This window comes from Streptosporangium pseudovulgare (assembly GCF_014648055.1).
Classification (GTDB): domain Bacteria; phylum Actinomycetota; class Actinomycetes; order Streptosporangiales; family Streptosporangiaceae; genus Streptosporangium; species Streptosporangium pseudovulgare.
The window spans coordinates 60,495-83,701 of record NZ_BMQJ01000011.1; the positions used below are offsets into that span (position 1 = coordinate 60,495).

Below are 23,207 nucleotides of genomic sequence, written 5' to 3' on the forward strand. Positions count from 1 at the left end.
GGGGAGTCAGCAGGTGACGTCCCTGCCGGTGAACCGGGCCCAGGCGACCGACCCCGCGACCGCGGTGTAGGCGGCGAAGACCAGCAGGCCCCGGCCCATGTCGCCGAAGGCCACCGGGTCGCGCAGCACCCCGTCGAACCCCGTCCACCAGTGCGTCAGCAGGTAGGGCTGGAGGTCGGCGAGCTGCGGGATGGCACGGAGGACCTGGGCGGCGACGACCAGCACCACGGTGGCGGCGATGGCGCCGATGGCCACCTCGGTCAGCGTGGAGATGGCCAGCGAGACGGCGGCCAGTGCCGCCATGCCCGCCGCGACGTACAGCACGACCAGGCCCATCCGCAGCAGGCCGTCGGTGAAGGGCACGGTCGCGCCGGACAGCAGCGTGACCGGGCCGACCGGGAACAGCGCCAGCCCGGTCAGCAGCGCCGACAGCACGACCGTCGAGACGGCGGCCAGGCAGAAGACGACGGCGCCCACGTACTTGACGGCCAGCAGCCGGGCCCTGCCCGCCGGGGCGACCAGCAGGTAGCGCAGCGTGCCCGCGCCCGCCTCCCCGGCGACGGAGTCCCCGGCCACCACGGAGACCGCCACGGGCAGCATGAACTGCACCAGCACGCTCAGCGCGGCGAAGGCGAGGAAGAGGGCGTTCCCGGTGACCCGTCCCAGGATCGCCAGCTCGCCCCCGCCCGCCCCGCCGCCGCCGTCCACGCCGGTGAACAGCCGCAGCGCCAGGCCGAGCAGCACCGGGACCGCGGCGAGCACGGCCAGCACGGCGAGGTTCCGCGGCCTGCGGAAGATCATCCCCAGCTCGGAGCCGAGCAGCCGCAGCCACGCCCGCACCGCGCCGGCCGCCCGCACCGCCGTAACCGCGTCGGCCGCCCGCGCCGCCGGAACCGCGCCGCCGGCCGTTCCCGCCGCGGCTCCTCCGCCCGCGCCACCGGGACCGCCGGGCACCGCGGCGTCCGCCGTCCCGGCCGCGTCCCCGGCGGCTCCGGTCACCGGGACCGGACCGCTAACCGTCGACATCGAACCCCTCCCCCGTCAGGCCCACGAACACGTCCTCCAGGCTGGGCCGCCGTACGCCCAGCCCCCGTACGGCGACGCCCGCCGCCACCAGGGCCGCGCAGACCCGCTCGGGCTCCTCGGCGTCCAGTTCGGCGTCGGCCTCGCCGTCCCCGGCGCGGATCCCGGTCAGCCCGGCGGCGGCCAGCACCGCGACCGCCCCGGCGACGTCGGGGGTCTCCACCCGGATCCGGACCGTCTCCCGCGCCAGGAGATCGGCGATGGTGCCCTGCGCGACCAGCCGCCCGGTCCGCATGACGGCCACGTGGGAGCACATCTGCTCCACCTCCGCCAGCAGGTGGGAGGAGACGAACACGGTCGTCCCCTCGGCGGCGATCTCCCTGACCAGTGCTCGCACCTCGCGCGTGCCCTGCGGGTCCAGGCCGTTGGTCGGCTCGTCCAGGACCAGCAGCTCCCGGGGCTCCAGCAGCGCGGCGGCGATGGCCAGCCGCTGGCGCATGCCCAGCGAGTAGGCCCGGTAACGCTTGCCGGCCGCGGCGGTCAGGCCCACCCGTTCCAGGGCGTGCCCGATCCGGGCCGTGGCCGTGCGCGGGTCGGCCGCCGGGTCGGCGGCGTCGTAGCGGCGCAGGTTGGCCTCACCCGTCAGGTACGGGTAGAACGCGGGCCCCTCGACCACCGCCCCCACCCGCGGCAGCACCGTGGTCATCCCGTCCGGCATCGGCCGGCCGAGCAGCTCCCACGTCCCGGCCGTCGGCGTGACCAGGCCGAGCAGCATGCGGATGGTGGTGGTCTTGCCCGAGCCGTTCGGCCCGAGGAAACCGAAGACCGAGCCCCCGGGCACGGCCAGGTCGAGGGCGTCCACGGCGACCTGGCCGCCGCGGAACCGCTTGGTCAGCCCGCGGGTGACGATCGAGCACTCCTCCGGCGCGGGCCCCGCGCCGCGGGGAGCGACGGAGCGCTCCCCGCGGCGGCCCGCCAGGAGGCCGGTGTCTCCTGGCATGTCGCTCACTTCTGCCCGGCCACCTCGGTCAGTTTCTCCGGGGTGACGGCGCCGACCAGCAGCCGGCCGTCGTCGGTCAGCAGGGCGGAGACCAGCTTGGTCCGGACGACCCTGCCGCTGCCCCACGGGCCGCTGACGGGCTGGGCGGACTTCAGCACGGCGTCGACGACGGCGCCGACGCCCTGACCGCCGTCCTGCCTGGGAGCCCGGCCGCCCGGCAACTCCTGGTCCGCCGGCGGGAGCTGCCGTTTGAGGTCCTGCTCGGAGAAGGGCAGCACCGCCACCGCGGTCCAGCCCTCGCCGACGATCTTGGCCTCCTCCTTGATGCCCTCGGCCCGCTCGGCCCGCTTGCCGGCCACGGCGGTGAGGTCGTCGATCCGCTTCTCCTCGACCTTGGCGCCCGGGGGCGGGGTGAAGGTGAAGTTGCCGGGTGCGGGCGGGGTGAAGGCGACGGAGGTGAAGCCCACCTCGAAGGCGGGCTCGGCGGCGCTCTTGGCGTAGACCTGGACCCGCAGCGGGATGAGGGTCTCCCCGTCGAGTGCCAGCCTGACCTCGCGCACCAGGGACGAGGCGTCCTTCGGCGCGAAGGTGAGCTGGTAGGCCGCGCGGTCGGCGACCCGCTCGGTGTTGGTCACGCCGACCGCGGTGCCGGGCTTGGACAGCAGCTCGTCGGCGAGCTGCTGCGGGGTGACGGCCGTGGGCGCGGCCGTCTCGGGACGCGCGGCCGCCTCGGTGTCGCCGGTGATCCGGGTGGCCTTCTCGGCGTCGCTCTCCCACAGCCACACCTGGCCGCCGTTGACGATCAGGTCGGTCTCGCTCATCCGCCCCGGCAGGGCGAACCGCATCCGGTCGGCTCCGCCGTACCAGACCTTCAGCTCGTGGGAGCCGGTGAGCAGGGCGGCGGGCGAGGTGCCGCCGAGGCCGGCCATGTCCGGCAGTCCCGGCAGGCCGAAGGAGGCGGTCTGCACGAGCGTGCCCGACATGGGCTTCGGGCCGGACTTGGCGGCCTGGACGGCGTCGGCCAGCAACTGGTTCGCGGTGCGTTCGGGCAGCGTCGGGTCGCCCTGGACCGCGGCGATGACCGGACCGGCGCCGACGGCCGCGGCGACCACCGCCATCGCGGCGACCGGCACACCCCACCTCACGGCCCGGCCCCGCATCGTTCGCTGTGACATATCACTCCTTAACGGTATTGCTTCATTGCCTGCACCGTCAGCCTGCGCGAACGACCCTGTGCCGAGGCTGAGACAGACTGAGAGGGCTCACAGGGTTCTCAGCCGCCTCTCAGGACGGTCGGCGGAAAATGGGGCGACCGAACATCAGAGGAGGCGGAATGCGGGTTCTCGTCGTGGAGGACGAGCGGCGGATGGCGGCCGCCCTCCAGCGCGGCCTGCAGGCCGAGGGGTTCGCGGTGGACCTCGCGCACGACGGCCACGACGGCCTGCACCTGGCCAGGCACGGCGACTACGACGTGGTCGTGCTGGACATCATGCTGCCCGGCCTGTCCGGCTACAACGTCTGCAAGGCGCTGCGGGCCGAGGAGAACTGGGTGCCGATCCTGATGCTGTCGGCCAAGGACGGCGAGTACGACATGGCCGACGGGCTCGACCTGGGCGCCGACGACTACCTGACCAAGCCGTTCTCCTACGTCGTGCTGGTGGCCAGGCTGCGGGCGCTGCTGCGGCGCGGCGCGGGCCGCCGCCCCGCGGTGCTGCAGGCGGGCGACCTGTCGCTCGACCCGGCCCGGCGGCGGGTCGCCCGGGGCGAGACGCCGGTCGAGCTGACACCCCGGGAGTTCGCGCTGCTGGAGTACCTCATGCGCCGCCGTGACGAGGTGGTCTCCAAGTCGGAGATCCTGGAGCACGTCTGGGACACCTTCGACACCGACCCCAACGTCGTCGAGGTGTACGTGGGCTACCTGCGTCGCAAGATCGACGTGCCGTTCTCCCGGAACGCGCTGCGGACCGTGCGCGGCGCCGGCTACCGGCTGTCCGGCGATGGCGGCTGACCCGCCCGCACGCGGCCCGGCGCGCCCGCCCGGCGCCGCGCCCGACCAGGCCCGGCCGTCCGGCACCGCGACCGGCCCAGCGCGTCCGGCCGGTGCCGTGGCCAGCCCCGCGGACCCCGACGCCGCCACCGGCCGCGCCGCACGGCGCGGGCGGCGCGCGGGCTGGTGGCGGCGCAAGAGCCTGCGGTTCCGGCTGACCGCGGTGGCCTCGGCCGTGCTCGCGGTGGCGCTGGCCGCCTCCGCCTACGTGCTGGTGGGCGTGCTCGGCCGGGCCCTGATCGCCGGCACCGACGACGCGATCCACCAGCGGGCCAGGGAGGTCGTCTCACTGGCCGACGCCGGACGGCTGCCGGTCGAGATGACCTCGCCGGACGGCGTCCTGGTGCAGGTGATCGACGCGGCGGGCCGGATCACCCACGCCACCCCCGGCACCGACCGGCTCCTGCCGCTGCTGGACGCCGGGGAACGTGCCACGGCGATCGCGCGGGGCGGCGCCGGGTTCGTGGACGGCGGGCCGTACGGGATCCCGCACGTGCTGCGGGTCCGGGTGCTCAGCGCCGACCAGGGCCGGACGGTGATCGCCGCCCGCCCGTTCAGCGAGGTGCAGACCAGCGTCAACACCGCCGCGCACGTGCTGCTCGTCGGAACCCCGCTGCTGCTGGTGCTGCTCGCCGGGGTGAGCTGGGTGATCGTCGGCGGGACGCTGCGGCCCATCGCGGCGCTGCGCCGGGGCGCGGAGGAGATCACCGACACCGCCCGCTCCCGGCGGCTGCCGGTGCCGGAGTCCCGCGACGAGGTGCACAGCCTGGCCGTCACCCTCAACGACATGCTGGCCCGGCTGGAGAAGGCCGACGCCCGCCAGCGGGCCCTGGTCTCCGACGCCGCGCACGAGCTGCGCAGCCCCCTGGCCAGCATCCGCCTCCAGCTGGAGGTGGCGCTCGGCCACCCCGAGGGGCAGGACTGGCGGGAGACCGCCGAGGGCGTGCTGGAGGACACCATGCGCCTGGCCCGGCTGGCCGAGGACCTCCTCGCGCTGGCCCGGCTGGACGAACGCGGCGGCGCCCTGGCCCGCCGGGAACCGGTGGAGCTGGACCGGCTGGTCCCCCAGACCGTCGAACGGTACGGCGAGGCCGTCACGATGCGGGTCTCCCCCGTCCCGGACGGCGCGATCGTGGTGACCGGGGACGCGCTCGACCTGGGACGGGTGCTGGTCAACCTGGTGGACAACGCGCTGCGGCACACCGTCTCGCCGGTCGTGGTCGGATTGCGCACCGAGGGGGCCGACGCCGTGCTGACCGTCACCGACGACGGCTCCGGCATCCCCGAGGCCGACCGGGAGCGGGTCTTCGACCGCTTCACCCGCCTGGACAGCGCCCGCAGCCGCGACCACGGCGGCGCCGGGCTGGGCCTGGCGATCGTCCGGGAGACCGTCCACGCCCACGGCGGCGCGGTCACCCTGGAGGACGCCGCCCCGGGCCTGCGAGCGGTCGTCCGTCTCCCGCTGTCCTGAGCGGCTGGCCTCGCTGTAGGGGTAGACCAGGTGAAAGGGACAGCCTCTTGGTCACGGCGGTGTGCACGCGAGGACTACGGCTCCAACATGGCGGGACAAGTCCGGCGCAATAACGATCATTCAGGCGTGTTCGCAGGCGGAACTACTAGATATCATGCCATGTCAACCCACTGCCCCCTTCGGGGTACTTGGTCCACGGGCCCTGCCGCTCTCAGACCCCGGGATCCGCTTCGCGGCCGCGGACTGACCACTTCCCTGGCAGATGCCGGTCTCATAACATGATCATAACCGCATTCGACCATGGAGGTTCTCGCATGGAGATTGCACTCGCCGATGCCGTAGGAGCGGTTCGCGAGCAACTGTTGGAGGCCGTCCGGCGCGCCGAGGGAGAAGATCTCGTGTTCGAGGTAGGCCCCATCGAGCTGGAGTTCTCCGTCCAGTTACGCAAGGAGGGGCAAGGCAAGTTCGGCGTCAAGGTGTTCGCGGTTTCGGCGGAGGCAGGAGGAGGCATCTCCAAGGAGAGCACGCATCGTATTCAGGTGACGCTGGTGCCTCAGAGGTCGGACGGCTCTGATGTACACATCGCTGGCTCAGCGCGGAAAGACGGGCAGGCCGACCGCCCGAGGTTGGGCCGATAACTGATGGAGCCGCAGGCCGTCGTAGAGCTCCAGTACAAGAACGGTCGCGGATCCGGCTACGCCATCGCCCCCCGGCTCGTCCTCTCGGCCGCGCACGCGGTGCCCGGGCTGCGGCAGGGGGTGCGCGTCCAGACCGAATCCGGCGCCTATCAGGGCCTGGTGATCTGGCGGGGCGCAGACCCTGTTGACGCAGCACTGGTCGAGATCGTCGATCCGGCGTGGCCTGCTGCCTTCCCATCCCCTGTGCGGTGGGGGCGGATCATCACCGTACGACAGGAAATCCCGTGCACGGCGTGGGGTTTTCCCGCATTCATGCAACCTGACGGCAACCGCGAGGTGAGCCAGGCGCCTGGGACGCTCAATCCGGGAGACGGTCGCCTGAGCGATCGGTACGTGTTCAACGTCGCCCCCCATCCGCCTGGTCCCGTCAAGAATGAGAAGTCGCCGTGGTCCGGGATGTCCGGCGCGAGCCTGTTCTGCGGCGACCTGCTGACCGGCATTCTGATCTTGGACAAGCGGTACACGCGCAATGCCCGGCTGGAGGCTCTTCCCGCGTACGCGCTTCACGCCGATCCAGGATTCCGCGAGGTGGCCGCCCGGTTCGACGTCAGGACAGGGGAACTAGAGGCCGTCGAGCTCAGCCACCTGAGCGATCCGATGATCCCCGCGGCACGCTCGCCGTCCTGGCTGCTCAGGGCGGACCAGGAGATCGTCCGGTTCCGGGGGCGCGAGGACCTGCTCCGAGACCTCGTGGATTGGGTCGACGGTTCCGGATTCGCCGCGCGGCTCCTGCATGGCCCCGGCGGCCAGGGGAAAACACGGCTGGCGAAGGAGCTCGCCGGGCGGCTCCAGCGGGATCGCTGGACCGTGGCATGGGTCAGCGCGGACATCGACGCCGCGGAGCTGGACGTCGTGGCCGACGTGCGCGAGCCCTTGCTGCTCATCGTCGACTACGCCGAGAGCCGCCTGGAGCACCTGCGCGCCCTCCTGCGCGCGTGCGCTCGCCGGAGCCAGGCCCGCTCACCGCTGCGGCTCCTGCTGCTCGCGCGCTCGGCCGGTGACTGGTGGAAGCAGACGCAGCGGGTCACCTCCCATACGGAAGCGCTCCTTCAAGGGGCGCCGGTAACCGAGCTGGCCCCCGTTGACGCCGATGCGGCGGGGCGGCACGAAGCCTACGAAGAAGCCCTGCAGGACTTCGCTGCCGCCCTGGCGATGCTCCCCGGGTACGACGATATCGATTGGTATGGCCTGGCCGCGAACCTCGTACAGCCCGGTGATGTCGAGCGCTCGATGCTGGGCATCCACATGACGGCGCTCGCCGACCTCCTGGACGCGGCGTTCGGGCGCCCTCTCCAGGACGCCGATGTTCCGGAGGATCGGATCCTGAACCATGAGGCGCGCTACTGGGACGCGACCGCGCGGGGGCTTGAGTCCCGATTACGGCGCCAAGCCCTCGTGGCGACGTTCCTCGCGGGAGTCCACGACGAGGATGAGGCCGAGCGGCTGCTGCGGCACGCAGACAACCAGGAACAGGTCCGCGAGTGGCTGAGCAGCCTATACCCAGTACGTCATGCGCCGTGGGGCGCCCTCCAGCCCGACCGCCTCGTGGAGCGCTTCCTGGGGCTGGAACTACTCGAATCCACGCGTATTGCCGACCTGTTCGTCGAGCTCGCCACCGACCGCCAGCTCCATCAGATGATGGACACGTTCGCGCGGGCCGCCACACATCCCTCCTTCGGTACGGCGTTGCACGCGGTGCTGGCCGCGTTCGTTGCCCGGCACAAAGACCAGCTGGCCAGGTTCGCCGTCCAGGTGGCCACCTGGACGCGCGCGCCCGAGCCGCTGGTGGCGACCCTCTGGCAGGTCGCCGAGACGAGTGACACCGCCTTCCTGGCCCAGTTGGAGCGGGCGACGCCCCAGCAAACGCAGATCCTGGCCGATTGGGCGCTCGACGTCGCCACGAAGGCCGTGCGGCCGACGGATCCGCTGAGCCTGAGTCGCCTGGCCTTCCGGCAGGTCTGGGTCGGGAACTACGACCAGGCGCGGGAGACCTCACGGCGCGCTGTCCGGCGTCTCAGCTGGCTGGCAGGCTGGGACCGCATGTGGAAACAGCCCGGTGCCGCACGTTCGCACGCCATCGCGCTGAGCGACACGCTGATCCTCCAGGCGAGATGCACCTATCGGACCGGCAACAGCGCTGGGGCCGTGTCACTGTGCCTGAGGGCCCTACGCGTGCACAGGGCACTGATGCGGCGCGTGGGCGAGCAGGACTACCTGCTCAGCCTCGCCGGCTGTCTCGTGGATCTCGTCGATTACCTGAAGGCGCTCAACCGCTTGTTCCTGGCGGACCTCGCCATCGAGGCGCTCGTAGTGGTCAACGAACGACGTACCCTCCTCGACCCCTCCTCACGTTCGGCCGCGGCCTCGGCCCTGCTGGCCATGGGGCACAACGGCCGTGACGCACACCCAGACCGAGTGCTCGAGGCCAGTGCCAGGTCGGTCGTGCTGTTCCAGGCGCTGATGGAGGAGGCGCCCGACGCGTACCTGCCCGACTTCGTGAAGGCTCTGAGCAACCACGTGCTCAACCTGTTGGCGAACGGGCACCACCAGGAGGCCGCCGCCACCTTCGCTGAGACGAGCGACGTCGTGGGGAAGCTGGACCACCACTCTTCCCATCGCAGCGTGCTCGCGGAGGCGCTGGCCCTGCATGGCTACTGCCTCTACAAGGTCGGCGACCAACGGCAGGCACTGGACCTCGCCGCGCGGGTGGTCGACATGTACCGATCGCTCGCTGGAGAACGTGACACCTGGTTGGCGCCCATGCTCGCCGACGCGCTGGTACAACACGCCTTCCAGCTCGAGCTCGCCGAACAGCAGGAACAGGCGCAGAAACTGCTCGATGAGGCGATCGGCACCTTCCGCGCTCTTGCCCGGCTTTCGCTGGTCGAGTACGGGCCTTCCCTGGTGCGGACGCTCGTCTCCACGACGATCTTGGCTGCAGCAGCAGGACTTGCGGCCAAGGCCGTGGAAACAGCAGAGGAAGCGACCCACACCTTCGGCCGCCTGGCCAGGAGAAAGGCGCCCACCCTTCCGCTCGGGAGCCACCTGCAGCTCATGGAGGCGGTGGACGTCCTGCGGGAGCTGGGCCACGAGCATGAAGCGGAGAAGGTCGCCGCCTGCAGGGAAAAGCTGTTCTGGTTCGAGTACGGCCGGGGCGGCCGCCGGGCGGCTCCCGCGTGGCGGGCGGGTTGGCAGCATGGAGTGAAACGCGGGCGCATCAACCTACTGATCTTCATCATGGCGCATGAAAGCGTCCTCCGGGACCATCCTGCTGATCCCGATCACTTGCCTCACGCATTCCTCAAGGACTTCAAGCGGCGGCGACGGAATGCGCAGATCGAGTTCAAGGCCTACGAGCTGTCGCGCTCGATCTCGCACTTCTTCGGGGACTTCACGCCGTTTCCGTAGCTTCGGCCCGAAACCTCGTGGCAGTCGGAGATGACCAGCTGAACGCCGGACAGACCGCGGGCGACCAGGACACGCACGTAGACGGTATGGCCGCCCTCGCGCCCCATCTGGGTCAGCGCGTCCAGTGAGACGAGGGTGCATAGGCCGACATCGAGCGCCCGGGGCGGAACGCGTCGACCTGCTCATCGAGCGTCTTGGCCACCCGGCTGACAGATGCGCTTCCCGCACCCGTTCGTACCCACTGGCGGATCCCGCGATCAACCGGTGCCTGACTCCATCCTGACGGTCGAACTGGTCTTTGCCTCCGGGCAGCAGCGATGGAGCCGTGCCCACTGCGCCCGGCCACGACACACCTTTGATCACCACTTCGAAACAGCCGCTAGTGCCGGTGTCGGAGGCGGTCGCAACCGCTCGTTGCGCTGTACGGCGCGAACGTCCGCATCACCCTCGACGGGACGATCCACCTGTGACGCGGCCGATGGAAGGCCGTCATCAGTTGGCCTCCGGGAAGCACGAAAAGCGCTCCGCTCCTCCACGGAGCAGCTGGGCGCCTCGTCGTACGGGGTCACGCCCCTGCGTCGGCGCGCACGTGACGCTCACCCTGCGGCGACCCGACCACGGCTCCGGCGTGGGGTCGGCCCGTCCGTGACCATGGCCCCGCATTGGTTAAGAAGGCGTCATACACATCGGAGACCATGTTTTTTCTGCCCGTCGTCCGCTACGCGGTGAGCCCGAGGAACTCCTGCACCGCGCGGGCCTGCTGGTGCTTGCCCAGCTCCGCACGCAACTCATCCAGCGTGCTGGACCCGCGCGCCGAGTCGACCCCGCCCATGCGGCCGACCACCTCATGCGCGCTCTCCAACGCGGCGTCGATATCACCGAGCGCGAGATGCGCCGCGGACTTGCGCGCCAGGTAGATGGCCGCGCCGCGAGCCTCCCTGTCCGGGTCGTAGGGGTCATGGTGGGAGAAGGCCGCGTCGAAGTGCGCCAAAGCACGCCGGGGATCCTTCAGCGTCAGCGCTGAGCTGGCCGCCACCTGATGCAGCTCCCCAGCGGTCACCCAGTACATACCCGACAGGTCGTCGGCGGCCGGGCCCGCGCGATCGTAGGCGGTGAGCGCGGCATCGACCGCCCTGAAGGCCGCCACCGACTCCCGCGCCTTGGAATGAGCGCGCGCCCGGCGAGCGTGCAGCATGGCCATCACCCGCGGGGAGGTGATTTTCCCTCGCGCCGACAAGGCGCCGTCGAGGAGGCCTAGAGCCCCGCGTGCGTCACCGCGGGCATAACGCAAGTTCGCCCAGAACGCCAGCACGATCGCGGCCATCGTGTCGTCGCTGGCGCTGGCCGCGGCCCGCAGCGCGGCGACGAAGTGCCGCTCGGCGGCGGCGGTGTGCCCGGCGTCGTAGGCGCACCAGCCCGCCAGGCGGGACGCCTCAGCCGCCGCCGCATACAGACGACGGCCGATGTCGTCTGTATAGGCCGACTCGGCCAGAATTCGGATGATCAGCCGCAGCTCAGCGGTTGCGGCATCGTACGCCTGCCCGGATCCGACCTGGTCGTCCAGGTGACGCAGAGCATCCAGGCGCGTGTCGAATAGCTCCACGACCTGACGGCCGACCCGGCGGCCGGCAGCGGGGGCGCTGGTGGAGGAAGGAGCGGTCGCCCACTGGGCGACGATCGCGGCGAGTGTGCCGGTTGAGGCGACCAGGAAACCCCGACGATCCACCGGCCCTCCTAGGTTCTCCAGTGCTTTGACGGTACCCACCGGAGTCCAGGCAGATTCCAAAACCACACGATCGTCGTGAAATGCGAGCAAAAGCCAATCGGGCCAGCCCCGGTGGTGAACCTCCCGCCGGTCCACCCCGAACACCTCGGCCATGGCGAGCTGAACGGTGATGTACGGCGTGGTCCCCGCCACCCAGCGGCACACCTTCTCCTTACGGGTGCCGATCCCGCCGTGCCCCAAGGCGCGGTGGCAGGCGTCCACCCTCGTCAAGAACATGGTCGCCGTCCAGTGACGGCGAGCGATCAGCGCGGTGAGCGGATGAGGCTCCACCGAAGCGTTCACGTGCGGCCCCTCCCCTTTGAGGGCGTGATCTGCAGTACGTGGTCCCCGAGGCGTTCGCCGTCACGAGCATGCAGCCGAAACACAACTCAAGGCAACCGGAACGCAACCCAAGGCAACGGACGACCTCTTTCACTTCGCGGCTTCACCGGATGTCCTAGAAACGCACACCCACTGGGAAGGGCAGCCACTCGATGACACCTGAGTCTTTTCTTCACCCGCCGCGGTATGACCGCGGCCACGTCGCCGAGGCCGAACGCCAGCAGCAGCGCTTCCCCGGCTGGCTCGTCATGTGAGGCCCCTACGCACGAACCTTCACCGCGTGGCACCTGGCCGACCCCCGCCAGTGCCGCAGCGTCGAGGCCGCGACCCCGATGGATCTCGAGGTCCTGATGGGCGACGCCGAGCTCGAGTTCGGCGGGCCTCGTTCACCCCCAAGCCCACCACCCCGCCGACCCCCTCCAGCCGGGTCATCGCCAAGCGGCACGGGACCGTCGTCACTTGGCCCTAGACCGCCGAGCGGAAAGGAACTGTCTATGGCATCCAGCATCGAGCGCGCAGTCGACCTGCTGCTGGACCGATGGCGGCTGCACGTGACCGGTGACGCCGAACTGGTCGACGACGTCACCACGGTGATGGTGCCTCCATGCAGCGCCGAACCTGCCACAGCGGACGGCGGAGCGCAATGGACCGTCCGTGTGGAACGAGACCCCTACGGCGAAGCGCCGGCCGACCCGGACACGCTGGCCAACAGTCGGCCCGTGCTGGCCTATCCCAATGGCAGTGCGTGCCTGGCAGTCACCGACAGCTCAGGCGGTCTGCTGCGCCTGGCAGGCCGCTATCGGCCGGGCATCCCGCCCGCGCTGCTTGAGGTCGACCATGGCAGGCGCACCACCCGCGTGGTCGTCTCCACCTCCGAATCAAGTCCGCGCTGGCCCGATTGGCTGGCCCGGCTGTTCTTCTCCAGCCGCATGTTGTCCGGCGGATGGCGGATGCTACATGCGTCCGCGGTCGCGCTTAACGGCGTCGCGGTCCTGTTCGTCGCGTCCACACACGGCGGGAAGTCCACGCTCGCCCACCGCGCCTGCATGGAGATGGGCGCCCGGTTCATGGCCGACGACCTGGTGCTGATCAGCCCTGAAGGGGTCGTCGCCGGATGGCCGACCCGTGTCGCGATCCCCGCGGAACTGGCCGAACTGGGAGGCTTCGCCGGTGGTGGGATGCCTGACCGGCAGGTCGTGGCCGGGGTGTTGCGTCAGCGGGTCCTGCTCACCCCACAGGAGCACCGCGCCGCCGTCCGGCCGTCGCCACCTACCCGGCTGGGCGCGTTGGTGCAGATCGGCACCGCGCCCGGGTCTGCCGCGGGGTGCACGCTGGAGCCGGCGCAGGCCGAAGAGGCGGCCGCTGATGCCGGGGACGTGCCGCTGCAGCGCCTGTATTCCACTGACCTGCTGTCGGTGACCGGCGGCCCACCTCCCGGTGCTCCGGGGGTCCCGGCGCCTCCCGTGGGGTCGGTGCTGGCGGGCGTCCCCGCCGTCAGGCTCACGGTCTCCCATCTGCGGGACCTGCCGTATGCCCCGGTGTGGGAGACATTGGCCGGGCTGCTGCCCGAGGTGATCGCGTGACCGGGCGCCGCCTGGTGCGGGTGTCCTCGGCCGGGCGGACGTTGACGGTGGATGCCCCATCGGCGTTCATCAGCGCGTGGCCCGGCGTGGCCCCGCATGTACCTGGCGCTTCCCCCGGCCTTCTTGACGGCGCCGGCGGGCGGGCGGCGGCGGTCCTGCCGGATGATGCGGCCGATGCCCGCCGCGTGATCAACGCTCACCTGCATGTCCTGCATCTGGCCGCCGGCACCCTGTCAGTGCACGCCACCTGTCTCCACCGCCCCGATGTGGGGGCGGTGCTGCTGCTCGGCGGGCATGGCGTGGGCAAGACGCTGACCGGGGCCGTGCTCGCTGAGCTCGGCTGGGACTGGCTGGCCGGGGATGTCACCCTGGTCGACGCCGTCGCCGACGGCGGCCCTGCGGTGCGGGGCGGTACCAGCGCACTGCTCGGCCGCCGGGCCGGGTTGCGCCGCTGGTTTCCCGCCTGGAATGTGGCCGCCGACGGCGCTGCGATCGTGGCGCTGCCCGGTCACACGGTCCGGCAGCCGGCGGGGCCGGTGCGGGTGGCGGCGGCGGTTCTCGTCGACGTCGACGGCGACCCGGCCGAACGGGCCGTCCTGAAGGGGCTTGACCGGCATACCGCGGCCACCGCGTGGCTGCGCGCCAGCGGGCATCTCCTCGACCGTCTCCTGGCTGAAACCGGTGCGCGGCCGCTACGCGCCCTGGAGGACGGGCGGGCGCAGCGGCGCCGGGTGCGCTACGTGCGCAGCCTGGCAGATGCCGTGCCGGTCTATGCCGGTCGCGGCACCCCGCATGGCATCGCCGCCCGCATCTGCGACGTCGTCACCGCGGAGGTGAGATCCCGATGCCCGTGAAACCTCCTGTGTGCCGGCATGCTGGGCCGCGGCTGCGGCTGGCCGGTGGGCGGGCGTATCTGCTTCCTGCCATCACGCCGCCGAACGGGATGGTCCCGGCGTGGTTCAGCATGCTCAGCCCCGGTACTGAATACCGGCATCTGCAAGCCACCACCGCCGGTTGTGAGGTGCGTGACGCGGGTTATGTGACGCTCGCCTTCCGTCCCGGCGGGGGATGGCTGCTGGCCGCGGTCCCGCACGGCGCCGCGTTCGATCCGGCCGGGCCCGTGCTCGCGGCGCCACCCGGCGCCGATGTGCGGGCCGCCGCGCTGGCCCGGTTCCAGCAGATGGCCGTCCTCGGGCTTGACCGGCTGCCCTCCGGCACCTGCGTGGACAGGGCGGTCGTGGTCGGGTCAGGGCCCGTCGCGCTCGGCTGCGCCCTGGAGCTGCGCCGGCGGGGAGCCTCCAACGTGCGCATCATCACCTCCCGGACGGGGGCGCCGATCGAGGCTGTGCCCGGCGTGTCCTGCCTCGCCGGCCTGGAGGCACCGGCGGCACTGGTCATCGACGCCGCAGGACGACCTGAGCGGGCTGCCGAGCTGCTGGCTCCCGGCGGTGTCCTCGCCCTGCTGGGCACCCCGCCGAGCGAGGCCGGCCTTTCCGCGTTGCAGGTGCACCGGTCCGGATGGACGGTGATCGGCATGCACGAACTCACCAACGACGCGGACGTCTACCATGCCGCCTACACCACGGCGGTGTCCTGGCTGACCGACCAGATCAGTTCACGCCTGCTGAACATCTGGTGCCAGATCGTGCCCGGCACCTGCGCCCCGGCCGTCTACGACACGCTCGCCCGCCCCGCCGGCCGAGACCCGCACCCTGTGGTGATCTTCTCGTGGGGTGTGCCATGACCGTAGGGCTGTACAGCATCTCCGTACGCGGGTTTGACGTGCCCGGCCTGCTGGCATGGGCCGCCTCCCACCGGATCCCGTTCGTGCATCTGCGCGGCGGCCCGCGCGGCGTCGACCTGGCCGCACAACCGGCGGCGACGGTCAAGCGGTGGGCCGCAGCCGCCCGGTCGACCGTGCCGGTCACCGGGGTCACCGCTGACGTCGACGTGGCCGACCTCGCCGCATCCGACGCCGCCCGGCGGGCGCGGGCATGCCGGGACCTGGCCGGGCTGGCTGAGGCGGCCGACCTGCTGGGTGCGGGCTGGGTGAGGCTGCTGGCCTGCACCCCACTGACCGCCGAGGCGCTCAGCGCCGTGGGAAGGCTGCCCGTGGTGGCCGGCAGCCGGCTGCCGCTGCTGGTCGAACCCCATCATCGGCAGTGGATGACCCTGAACGGGGTGCAGGCGCTCGCTCGGCTGGTCGCTGACTGCCCGGCGGCGTGTCTGCTGGCCGACACCACCCAGCTCGCCGCCGCACCCCCCACCTCTGCCAAGGGGGCGGTGGAGGCGATCCTCGACAGAGCACGCGTGCTGCATCTGTCTGATCCCGGCACCGGCTGGGACACCCCCGCTCACGCCGACGTCGCCGCCGCGGCGGCGGCCCGCGCCCGCGCGGGAGCGTTCGCTGAAGTCGCCGTGGAATGGACAGGCGCCGACCGCTCCCCGCACGGGTGCCTGGCCCGCTACCACGCCGCCGTCGCCTGGTGGCAGCAGCACACCGGCAGCTCCGCATGACCCCCCTCAGAACGGGGGCGCCATCACGCTGGGCCTGCCCGCAATCGCCGAGTCGGGCATGCGCCGGGCTGCCATGCTGTACCCGGCCTGGGCGCATAGGGCGAAGGCGCGGCGGCGTAGGTCCGCTGCCCGGGAGCACGCCCACCACCTCACCGCCACCTCACCGCAACCTCTATCGAGGAGATAACCCATGCCTGACCAGACCAGCGTCGCCTCGACGCGGGAGTCCGCCGTCATGGACGTTCTCGCCACCGGCTTCGGACTGACCGCGCACACGATCAGCCCGGTGCCGATCGGCCAGGTCACCATCAACTACCGGGCCCGCCTCGCCGACGGCCGGGACGTGTTCGTGAAGCAGTACCCGGCCACATGCGACCTGGACGCCGAACGCGCCGCGATCGACCTGGCCGCTCGCGCGGTGAAGGACGGCATTCCCGGCGCGGCCGCCATCCCGACCTCATCCGGCGACGTCATCGCCAGCGGCCCGCCGCCGATATCGGTGTGGGAATGGATGCCCGGCCGCGTCGAGACACGGCTGTCGGCGGCGCAGCTCACCGCCGCCGGCGGCGCGCTGGGCCGCATACACGCCCTGTTCGCGCCGCTGCCGACCGGCCCTGACCCGGACGCGGCGGTACGGGCCTGGCGCAGCCCCGACCTGGACGGCCTGGCCACGACGATCGACCAGCTCTTGGAGATCATCGCCGGACGGATGCGCGCCGGTAGCGCCGATGTGTTCGACCGGGAGGCGCAGCGCACCCTGCTGGAGCGCCGCAGCATGCTCGCCCGCGTCCCCGCCCTGCTCGCCGACCTGCCCGACACGCTGACGGTGCAGGTCCTGCACGGCGACTACTCACCGGTCAACCTGCTGTTCCAAGCAGAGACGCTGTCGGCGGTGCTCGACTTCCAGCCACCGCACCCGCCGTTCCTGCTCGCCTACGACCTGGGCCGGATGGCGTTCTACCCCAATACCGTCGCCGCCGGCCCGGCCTGGCAGGACGCCGCCGCGACGCTGATCCGCGCCTACCGTAGCGTCCACCCCGACGTGCCGGCGGCCGACGTGCGCGCCTGCGGCCGCGTCGCGCTGCTGCAACTGCTCACCAGTCTCTACGGCGTCAAGCAGCACTACCTGAAGCCGGGCCTGTTCCAAGACGACCTGGACGAGTTCTGGCTGCTGCGCCACGCCGCCGCCGGCGAGTTGCTGTCGCAGCTGGCCGAAACCGATGCCCTCCTGGCGGACCTCGCCGGCTGACCCGGCGGCCGCCCCCCACCCCCCGTTCCGCCCGACTCAGCAAGGAGAGACTCTCGTGAGTGTGGACACCGTTCCCGTACGCGCCGCAGCGGCCTGGGACGTCCTGCGCGGGCCGATCACAGCCGCCGCCCTCAGCGAGGGTGTGGCCGGCATCGCCGCCCCCCGCAAGCTCCACGTCGACCACACCAGCCCGACCAGCCTGACGCTCACCGTCCCCGGCGGGGCGCCCCACGTCACCATCCGCTGGCACCCGCACACCGCTAAGCGGCCCGACACGCTCAGCCATGTCCTGCCCGCCGACGGCCTGGAGGTCCTCCTGGACGTCCACCCCGGCGGGGAGGAGACCGCCGCCGCCCTGCACACGTGGCTCCGCGACCGGCTGCGCTGCTACGACCCGGCCGAGCTAGAGCAGATCACCGCGTCCATGCCGCTGCTGGCCCGCCACGCCACCCCTGACGCGCACCTCGCCGAGTGGGCGGTCATCTTCCGTGACCACTACGTGGAAAACACCCTCGCCTTCCTGCTGGCGCTGCAGCAGGCCGGTGTCCCCGCCGAATGGGTCTACGCGCTGGCCAAAGGCGACCGCACCCGCAACCGGGACCGCATCCACGCCACCCTCCTGGCGCGCGGCTGCCGCAGCGGCCTGCTCGACAACACGGCGATCAACGCACCCGCCGGCCACGCCGCCGAACTCGCCCGCGCCCTCGCCGGGGTGGACGCGTTCATCGACGCCGCTCACGCCACCGGACGGAAGGTCCTCGTCATCGACGACGGCGGCCTCATCGCCCAGGGGTACGGCCGCATCGACGCGGTCCGCCGTGTCGACGCGGCGATCGAACTCACCGTCTCCGGCCTGAAAAGGATCAAAGCGGCGGGGCCGCTCGGCATCCCCGTGTTCAACCTGGCCCGCTCGGCGTTGAAGACGAACCTCGGCTACCCGGAGATCGCCGACTCGTGTCTGCGGCGGCTCCGCGAACTGCTGCCCGCGGTGAAAGTCATCGGCCGGACCGTCCTCGTCCTCGGCTACGGCACGCTCGGCTCCCGGCTGGCGGCCGCGCTGCGCGCCCAGGGCTGTCAGGTCCACGTCGCAGACCCCGACCCGCTCGCGCTGATCGCCGCCGCCGAAGCCGGACACCCCACCTACCGCACCGTCGGCGACGCGCTGCGCAGCGTGCGGCCGTTCCTCCTCGTCGGCACCACCGGCGAAGACACCCTCACCCCCGGCGTGGTGGAGGCTCTGCCCGACGGGGCGGTGCTCGCCCCGTACGCCACACGCGACTTCTCGCTGCTGGCGACCGACCCCGCGTTCACCGCAACGCAGATCCCCGGCGTCGGCCGCCGCTACCGGCTGCCCGCCGGAACGCACGTGACGGTCCTCGGCGACGGCCGATCGCTGAACCTGTTCGAGTCCGACGCCATCCCCAACCAGGGCTACGACGCCTACCGGGCGGGGACCCTCATCGCCGCGAAAGCCCTCTGCGCCGACGCCGCCGCGCTGCCGCCGGGAGTGCACACCAGCGTCGTCGACGACGTCATCACCGGCTCCGGCCTGTATGACGCCTACTACGACACCTACCTGTCCGCCAGCGCGCCCGCCCAGCACGCCGCAACCGGCTCGGCTCCGCTGGCCGGCACCACCGTGTGCACGGTCGGCTACGGCACGGCCGGACGCCTGCACGCCCAGATCCTCACCGACGCCGGAGCACAGCTCACGATCGTCGACCCCAAACACCAGGACCTGCCCCGCGGCTGCACGACCTTCCACCACAGCGTCGGTGACCTCCCCGCGGCCGTCGCCGCAGGCATCGGCCTGTGGTCGGTCGCCTGCCCCACCGCCGACCATCTGCCGGTGCTGCGCGCCATCCTCGCCCATAACCCCGCCGCCCGAATCCTGCTGGAGAAACCCGCATGCCAGGGGCATGAGATCGACGAGCTGACACAGCTGCTGGCCACCCATCCCGCTGCCCGAATCGCCGTCGTCGACCAGTACCGCCATGCCCGCGCCCTCGATATCGCCGCTGACCTGCTGGAGGGCTACGAGCCCGGCATACCGCCGAGCCACATCTCGATCACCTTCACCAAGGACCGCACCGGCGACATCTCGCTCGGCCGGTTCGTCGACCGCTCCTACGGGGTGCTCGGCTACGAATGGCTGCACATGCTGGCCGCCCTGCGCCGTGTCCTGCCCAGCGGCGTCTTCGACGCCTACCTGGCCGGCTCACCGCAGAAGTCGATGCTGCGCGCCATCTACAACGAGAGGCTGTTCGTCGCATCCCTCACCGAGCAGTCCATCCTGCACACCCCCGACGCAACCACGTACGTGGACCTGCATTCCAGCATCACCAGTCCAGCCGTGCTGCTCGGGGACGCCCCGGCCGATGCCACCGGGTGGCGGCGGGGCCTGCGCGCCGCCGATGACCGCCGCCGGTATCTGATGGTGACCGCCGGGCGGACTCAGGTGGCGGTGCATCTAGAGCCGGTGACGGTGGCCGGCGGCTGGCAGCTGGAGCGCAACCACCATCGGGTCGTCGCCGCGAAGGAGGGACGCATCGTGCATGACCAGGTGGTGGAGGACTCGCCGCTGCGGACGGCGATCAGCGACGCGATCGGCAGGCTGACCGGACCGCTGCTGGTGGAGCCGTTGGAGCTGGGGCCGCTGCGGCGGATCGCCGCGCTGGCAGAGTACCTGCGTGCTCAGCAACCCGCCGGGCAGACGACCGACGCAAGGGATGAGCGAGACCTGCCGGGTCCACCGGTCGCGGGGGAGCCGATGTCCGTCCAGGCCGGGTGACGCCTGGGGCATACGGAATGTCTTGCGGGGCTTGCCCGCTCGGGCAGGCCCCGCCGTGTGTTCCGGGGGACAGACCAGGTAAGCCTGAAAGAGGCAATGACCGGGGCGACGCGGCTCGGCGTACCGTGCGGAGAGGGCAAGTTTCGGCGCTCTGGCACCGGACGGCCCACGGAACCGAATCGGCGAGGGAACCAGGGTGAAGGCGTTGAACCGGTAGGACGCCGCTGGGTGACCGGACAGAAATTGTTGTTCTGTCCCATGTGCCGACCATCGGTGCCCCTTTGACGCTTATCTTGTCTGCCCCCTCATCAGCTCCTCTGACCTGCGAGTTGCGTCTTTGACGCTTACTTGGTCTGCCCTCCCGCCTTGGGTTCGTCGCTGAGCCGGGCTTGGAGGTATTCCGGGCTCGGCTCGGGCTGAGTGTGGTCGACCTCTCCGGCGGTGCGGACCAGCCGGACGCTGCCCAGGCCTCTGATCGGCTGGTGTGCGAGGTGATGCCGCATAGGGACGGCTACATCGCGCGGGACATCCTCGCGCACGGCGGCTGCCGAACCCGAAAGCCCCCACTTCCCGGTGCCAGGGCCCTGGTACGGCAATACTGCCCACATGACCAACGAACCGCCGTACTCCCACATGAAGATCCGTGTTGGTGCCATCGTGTTCTGCGGCGACGACATCGCCCTGATCCGCCACGACCGGCTCCCATTGCACCCCGCCCGGCGGCAACGCGAAGACCGGCGAGCTGCCGCTGTTCCCCCTGCTCGGTCAGGCGCTGTCGTCCCTGTCCAACCCGGACGCGGCCATAGCCGCTCCGTGGCTGCCCCCCATCATGGACGCCACCTACACCTGGGTCTGACGATGGGACCCGACGCACGAGCCCTCGAGGCCGTCCTCGCCCGCCATCCCGGCAGCCCACATCTGCGAGCTGTCCGGTCGTATTGTGCCCGGCTCATCGCGTCGGTCCCCGCCGCCGACGCTCCCCGCTGAGAGTGAACCCGGTTGGTGGACCGGCAACCACCCTGACGGCAAACCCGAACGCGATTATCGCGCCGGCCACTCCGACCAGGGGATGGCTCACGGCATCACCGGCCCGCTGCCCTGATGGCGGCTGAGACGTTCCATCTCGTCCACACCCGGGGCAGCGATCATGTGTCGATGTGAGGCTTGCAGATCAACACCTGAACCACTCGGACCCGTCCGTACCCGGCCGCCGGAATGCCGGACTCGCCGCCGGGACTCCTCTCCGTGGTGTCCCGGGCCGTAGAGTCGGGGTGCGCGCCGTATCCGGCCTCCGGGCCGTCCCCCACCCCCCCGCGCCGCACCGAAGGAGACCCGCGTGAGCCTGCCGGAGAAAGGCCGTGACATCGAGGACGTGCTCGCCGAGATCGGCAGGCTCAGAGAGGACGACCTGCCGGTGCGCGGGGGCCAGGTGACGGCCTACGTCTACGACACCGGCCGGCCGGAGGTGCACGAGGCCGCGGCCCGCGCCTACTTCGAGATGCTGGAGGTCAACACGCTCGACCCGACGGCGTTCCCGAGTGTGGTGGAGATGGAGCGGCAGGTGGTCGGCGCGGTCGCCGGCCTGCTCGGCGGCGGGCACGGCGTCTTCACCAGCGGCGGCACCGAGTCGATCATGCTGGCGGTGAAGGCGGCGCGCGACTCCCGGCCGGTCCCTGGCCGGCCGCGACTGGTGCTGCCGGTCACCGCGCATCCGGCGTTCCACAAGGCCGCGCACTACCTCGGGGTGGCGGTGGACGCCGTTCCGGTGGACCCGGTGACGTTCCGGGTGTCCCCGGCGGTGGTGGAGGCGGCGATCACGCCCGACACGGTGCTGGTGGTCGCCTCGGCGCCGTCCTACCCGCAGGGCGTGGTGGACCCGGTCGCCGAGATCGCGGCGACGGCCGCCGCGCGCGGCGTGCTCTGCCACGTGGACGCCTGCGTCGGCGGGTGGCTGCTGCCGTGGCTGCGCGAGGCCGGGGCCCAGGTCCCGCCGTTCGACATGTCGGTGCCGGGGGTCACCTCGCTCTCGTGCGACCTGCACAAGTTCGGTTACGCCCCCAAGGGCGCCTCGGTGGTGCTGTTCGCCGACCCGGCGCTGCGGCGCGCGGCGTACTTCGCGTCGGCGTCCTGGCCCGGTTACACGATCATCAACGCGACCGTGCAGAGCTCGAAGTCCGCCGGCCCGCTGGGCGGGGCCTGGGCCACCCTGCAGGCCCTCGGCCGCGACGGTTACCTGGAGCTGGGCCGGTCGACGCTGGCGGCGGCCCGGCGGCTGCGGGAGGGCGTCGCGGCGATCGACGGCCTGCGGGTGTTCGGCGACCCGGACTCGGCCCTGGTCGCCTTCGGCCCGGACGACCCGGGCGGCCCGGACGCCCCGGACGTGTTCGTGATGGCCGACGAGGCGAGGAGGCGGGGCTGGTTCCTGCAGCCGCAGCTGTCCTACGCGGGCATCCCGGCCAACCTGCACGTCACGGTGACCGGGGTGACCCTGCGCGGGGTGGAGGCGATGCTGGAGGTGGTCGCCGAGTCCGCGGCGGCGGCGCGGCGGCGCGGGCCCGTCGAGCTGCCGGAGGGCCTGGTGGAGCTGGTCGCCGGGCTCGACCTGGACACGCTGGACGACGCCGCCTTCGCCGAGCTGGCCGCCGCCGTCGGAGCGGACCTCCGCGGCGGGTCGGGGCAGCCGGAGATGGCGGTGGTCAACGCCGTGCTGGACGCCCTGCCCGCCGACCGGCGCGAGGCGGTGCTCGTCCGGTTCCTGTCGGTGCTCTACTCCTCGACCGCCCCGGCCTGACGGCCGGAGCGCCTGTTCCTGCGTTCCCTGGTCACGGCGCCGTCCGCGCCAGCTCCTCAAGTCGCTGGACGACCCTGTCGATCGGCGCGGAAGCGTCGATCTCGGCGGTGCAGGTCGCCCTGAGCAACGGTTCCACGTCGGCCAGGTCGCGCAGGATGGCCTCACGTTCCTCAGGGCGCTTGCCGAAGGGGTTGTTGGTTCGCGTCGCGATGCGGGCGAGCATGATCTCGGCGGGAGCGCTGAGCAGGACGACGTGGTCGAACCGCGGGTAGAACCGCCCCTGGTTGGTCTTACAGCCGGCCACGAAGAGGGCGCCCTCCCGGTGGGTGGCGAGCAGGTCCCCGATGGCCGGTTCGCGCCACGCCCAGTCGGTGGATCCGTCGGGCAGGGTCACCCAGTGGCTCCATCGGTCGCTGTCGGTGTCGACGGCGCGATGACCCCGGGCCGCCAGCATCTCCATCGCGGTGGACTTTCCGGTGCCGGACATGCCGGTGACCAAGATCTTCGCCATCGGCCGAGACT

General features: G+C 71.7%; 16 protein-coding genes. 11 read left to right on the forward strand and 5 right to left on the reverse strand.

Annotation, left to right across the window (positions count from 1 at the left end; all coding sequences use genetic code 11):
- Positions 1-6: 6 nt before the first annotated feature.
- The 3 genes from IEZ10_RS21695 to IEZ10_RS21705 are packed head-to-tail and all read right to left on the reverse strand — an operon-like array spanning position 7 to position 3,198.
- Complete coding sequence (locus tag IEZ10_RS21695; RefSeq protein ID WP_189248339.1) at positions 7-1,026, reverse strand: ABC transporter permease; 1,020 nt, start codon at positions 1,024-1,026, stop codon at positions 7-9.
- The gene (locus tag IEZ10_RS21700) at positions 1,013-2,023 is read right to left on the reverse strand and encodes an ABC transporter ATP-binding protein (protein ID WP_189248514.1); all 1,011 of its coding nucleotides are present in this window, start codon (positions 2,021-2,023) and stop codon (positions 1,013-1,015) included. Before IEZ10_RS21700 ends, IEZ10_RS21695 begins: the two co-directional genes overlap by 14 nt.
- A 5-nt stretch (positions 2,024-2,028) precedes the next feature.
- Positions 2,029-3,198: a LolA family protein gene (locus IEZ10_RS21705; RefSeq protein WP_189248340.1), complete on the reverse strand. Its 1,170-nt coding sequence runs from the start codon at positions 3,196-3,198 to the stop codon at positions 2,029-2,031.
- A 158-nt stretch (positions 3,199-3,356) separates the two neighbouring features.
- Here IEZ10_RS21705 and IEZ10_RS21710 point away from each other — a divergent pair, with 158 nt between their 5' ends.
- The 4 genes from IEZ10_RS21710 (at position 3,357) to IEZ10_RS21725 (ending at position 9,647) form a co-directional block, all read left to right on the forward strand.
- Entirely contained in the window at positions 3,357-4,031 is a 675-nt protein-coding gene (locus IEZ10_RS21710) for a response regulator transcription factor (RefSeq protein WP_179818067.1), read from the forward strand.
- 97 nt (positions 4,032-4,128) lie between these two features.
- Positions 4,129-5,541 (forward strand): sensor histidine kinase, encoded by a 1,413-nt coding sequence (locus IEZ10_RS21715; protein WP_229811496.1) that lies wholly within the window; start codon positions 4,129-4,131, stop codon positions 5,539-5,541.
- Between the two features lie 314 nt (positions 5,542-5,855).
- A complete protein-coding gene (locus tag IEZ10_RS21720; protein WP_189248342.1) occupies positions 5,856-6,179 on the forward strand; it encodes a trypco2 family protein in 324 nt (107 codons plus the stop codon).
- 3 nt (positions 6,180-6,182) lie between these two features.
- Positions 6,183-9,647 carry a P-loop NTPase gene (locus IEZ10_RS21725; RefSeq protein ID WP_189248343.1) on the forward strand — a complete coding sequence of 1,155 codons (3,465 nt, stop codon included), beginning with the start codon at positions 6,183-6,185 and terminating at the stop codon, positions 9,645-9,647.
- 718 nt (positions 9,648-10,365) lie between these two features.
- Here the strand turns inward: IEZ10_RS21725 and IEZ10_RS21730 are convergent.
- Complete coding sequence (locus IEZ10_RS21730) at positions 10,366-11,715, reverse strand: NsdA family TPR-like regulatory protein (protein ID WP_229811497.1); 1,350 nt, start codon at positions 11,713-11,715, stop codon at positions 10,366-10,368.
- Between the two features lie 533 nt (positions 11,716-12,248).
- Here IEZ10_RS21730 and IEZ10_RS21735 point away from each other — a divergent pair.
- From IEZ10_RS21735 to IEZ10_RS21765, 7 genes are all read left to right on the forward strand, one after another.
- Positions 12,249-13,337: a phosphoenolpyruvate carboxykinase (ATP) gene (locus IEZ10_RS21735; protein WP_189248344.1), complete on the forward strand. Its 1,089-nt coding sequence runs from the start codon at positions 12,249-12,251 to the stop codon at positions 13,335-13,337.
- Complete coding sequence (locus tag IEZ10_RS21740; RefSeq protein ID WP_229811498.1) at positions 13,334-14,191, forward strand: hypothetical protein; 858 nt, start codon at positions 13,334-13,336, stop codon at positions 14,189-14,191. Before IEZ10_RS21735 ends, IEZ10_RS21740 begins: the two co-directional genes overlap by 4 nt.
- Positions 14,192-14,358: 167 nt before the next feature.
- A complete protein-coding gene (locus IEZ10_RS21745) occupies positions 14,359-15,081 on the forward strand; it encodes an MDR/zinc-dependent alcohol dehydrogenase-like family protein (protein ID WP_229811499.1) in 723 nt (240 codons plus the stop codon).
- Positions 15,078-15,854, forward strand: coding sequence for an IolE/MocC family protein (locus IEZ10_RS21750; protein ID WP_189248345.1), 777 nt, complete (start codon positions 15,078-15,080; stop codon positions 15,852-15,854). The genes IEZ10_RS21745 and IEZ10_RS21750 overlap by 4 nt, the downstream gene beginning before the upstream one ends.
- Positions 15,855-16,044: 190 nt before the next feature.
- On the forward strand, positions 16,045-17,103 hold the full coding sequence (locus tag IEZ10_RS21755; protein ID WP_189248346.1) for a phosphotransferase: 1,059 nt from the start codon (positions 16,045-16,047) through the stop codon (positions 17,101-17,103).
- 55 nt (positions 17,104-17,158) lie between these two features.
- Entirely contained in the window at positions 17,159-19,894 is a 2,736-nt protein-coding gene (locus IEZ10_RS39085) for a Rossmann-fold NAD(P)-binding domain-containing protein (RefSeq protein ID WP_229811500.1), read from the forward strand.
- A gap of 1,336 nt (positions 19,895-21,230) precedes the next feature.
- Complete coding sequence (locus tag IEZ10_RS21765) at positions 21,231-22,685, forward strand: pyridoxal phosphate-dependent decarboxylase family protein (protein ID WP_189248347.1); 1,455 nt, start codon at positions 21,231-21,233, stop codon at positions 22,683-22,685.
- 31 nt (positions 22,686-22,716) lie between these two features.
- Here the strand turns inward: IEZ10_RS21765 and IEZ10_RS21770 are convergent, their stop codons facing one another.
- Positions 22,717-23,196, reverse strand: a complete 480-nt coding sequence (locus tag IEZ10_RS21770; RefSeq protein WP_189248348.1) for an ATP-binding protein — start codon at positions 23,194-23,196, stop codon at positions 22,717-22,719.
- Positions 23,197-23,207 lie beyond the last annotated feature (11 nt).

Excerpts from the sequence above, each read along its gene's own strand:
- IEZ10_RS21725 (WP_189248343.1), top strand. The coding sequence starts at position 6,183 with ATGGAGCCGCAGGCCGTCGTAGAGCTCCAGTACAAGAACGGTCGCGGA.
- IEZ10_RS21755 (WP_189248346.1), top strand. The coding sequence starts at position 16,045 with ATGCCTGACCAGACCAGCGTCGCCTCGACGCGGGAGTCCGCCGTCATG.
- IEZ10_RS21720 (WP_189248342.1), top strand. The coding sequence starts at position 5,856 with ATGGAGATTGCACTCGCCGATGCCGTAGGAGCGGTTCGCGAGCAACTG.
- IEZ10_RS21770 (WP_189248348.1), bottom strand. The coding sequence starts at position 23,196 with ATGGCGAAGATCTTGGTCACCGGCATGTCCGGCACCGGAAAGTCCACC.
- IEZ10_RS21750 (WP_189248345.1), top strand. The coding sequence starts at position 15,078 with ATGACCGTAGGGCTGTACAGCATCTCCGTACGCGGGTTTGACGTGCCC.
- IEZ10_RS21735 (WP_189248344.1), top strand. The coding sequence starts at position 12,249 with ATGGCATCCAGCATCGAGCGCGCAGTCGACCTGCTGCTGGACCGATGG.
- IEZ10_RS21700 (WP_189248514.1), bottom strand. The coding sequence starts at position 2,023 with ATGCCAGGAGACACCGGCCTCCTGGCGGGCCGCCGCGGGGAGCGCTCC.
- IEZ10_RS21710 (WP_179818067.1), top strand. The coding sequence starts at position 3,357 with ATGCGGGTTCTCGTCGTGGAGGACGAGCGGCGGATGGCGGCCGCCCTC.
- IEZ10_RS21705 (WP_189248340.1), bottom strand. The coding sequence starts at position 3,198 with ATGTCACAGCGAACGATGCGGGGCCGGGCCGTGAGGTGGGGTGTGCCG.
- IEZ10_RS21695 (WP_189248339.1), bottom strand. The coding sequence starts at position 1,026 with ATGTCGACGGTTAGCGGTCCGGTCCCGGTGACCGGAGCCGCCGGGGAC.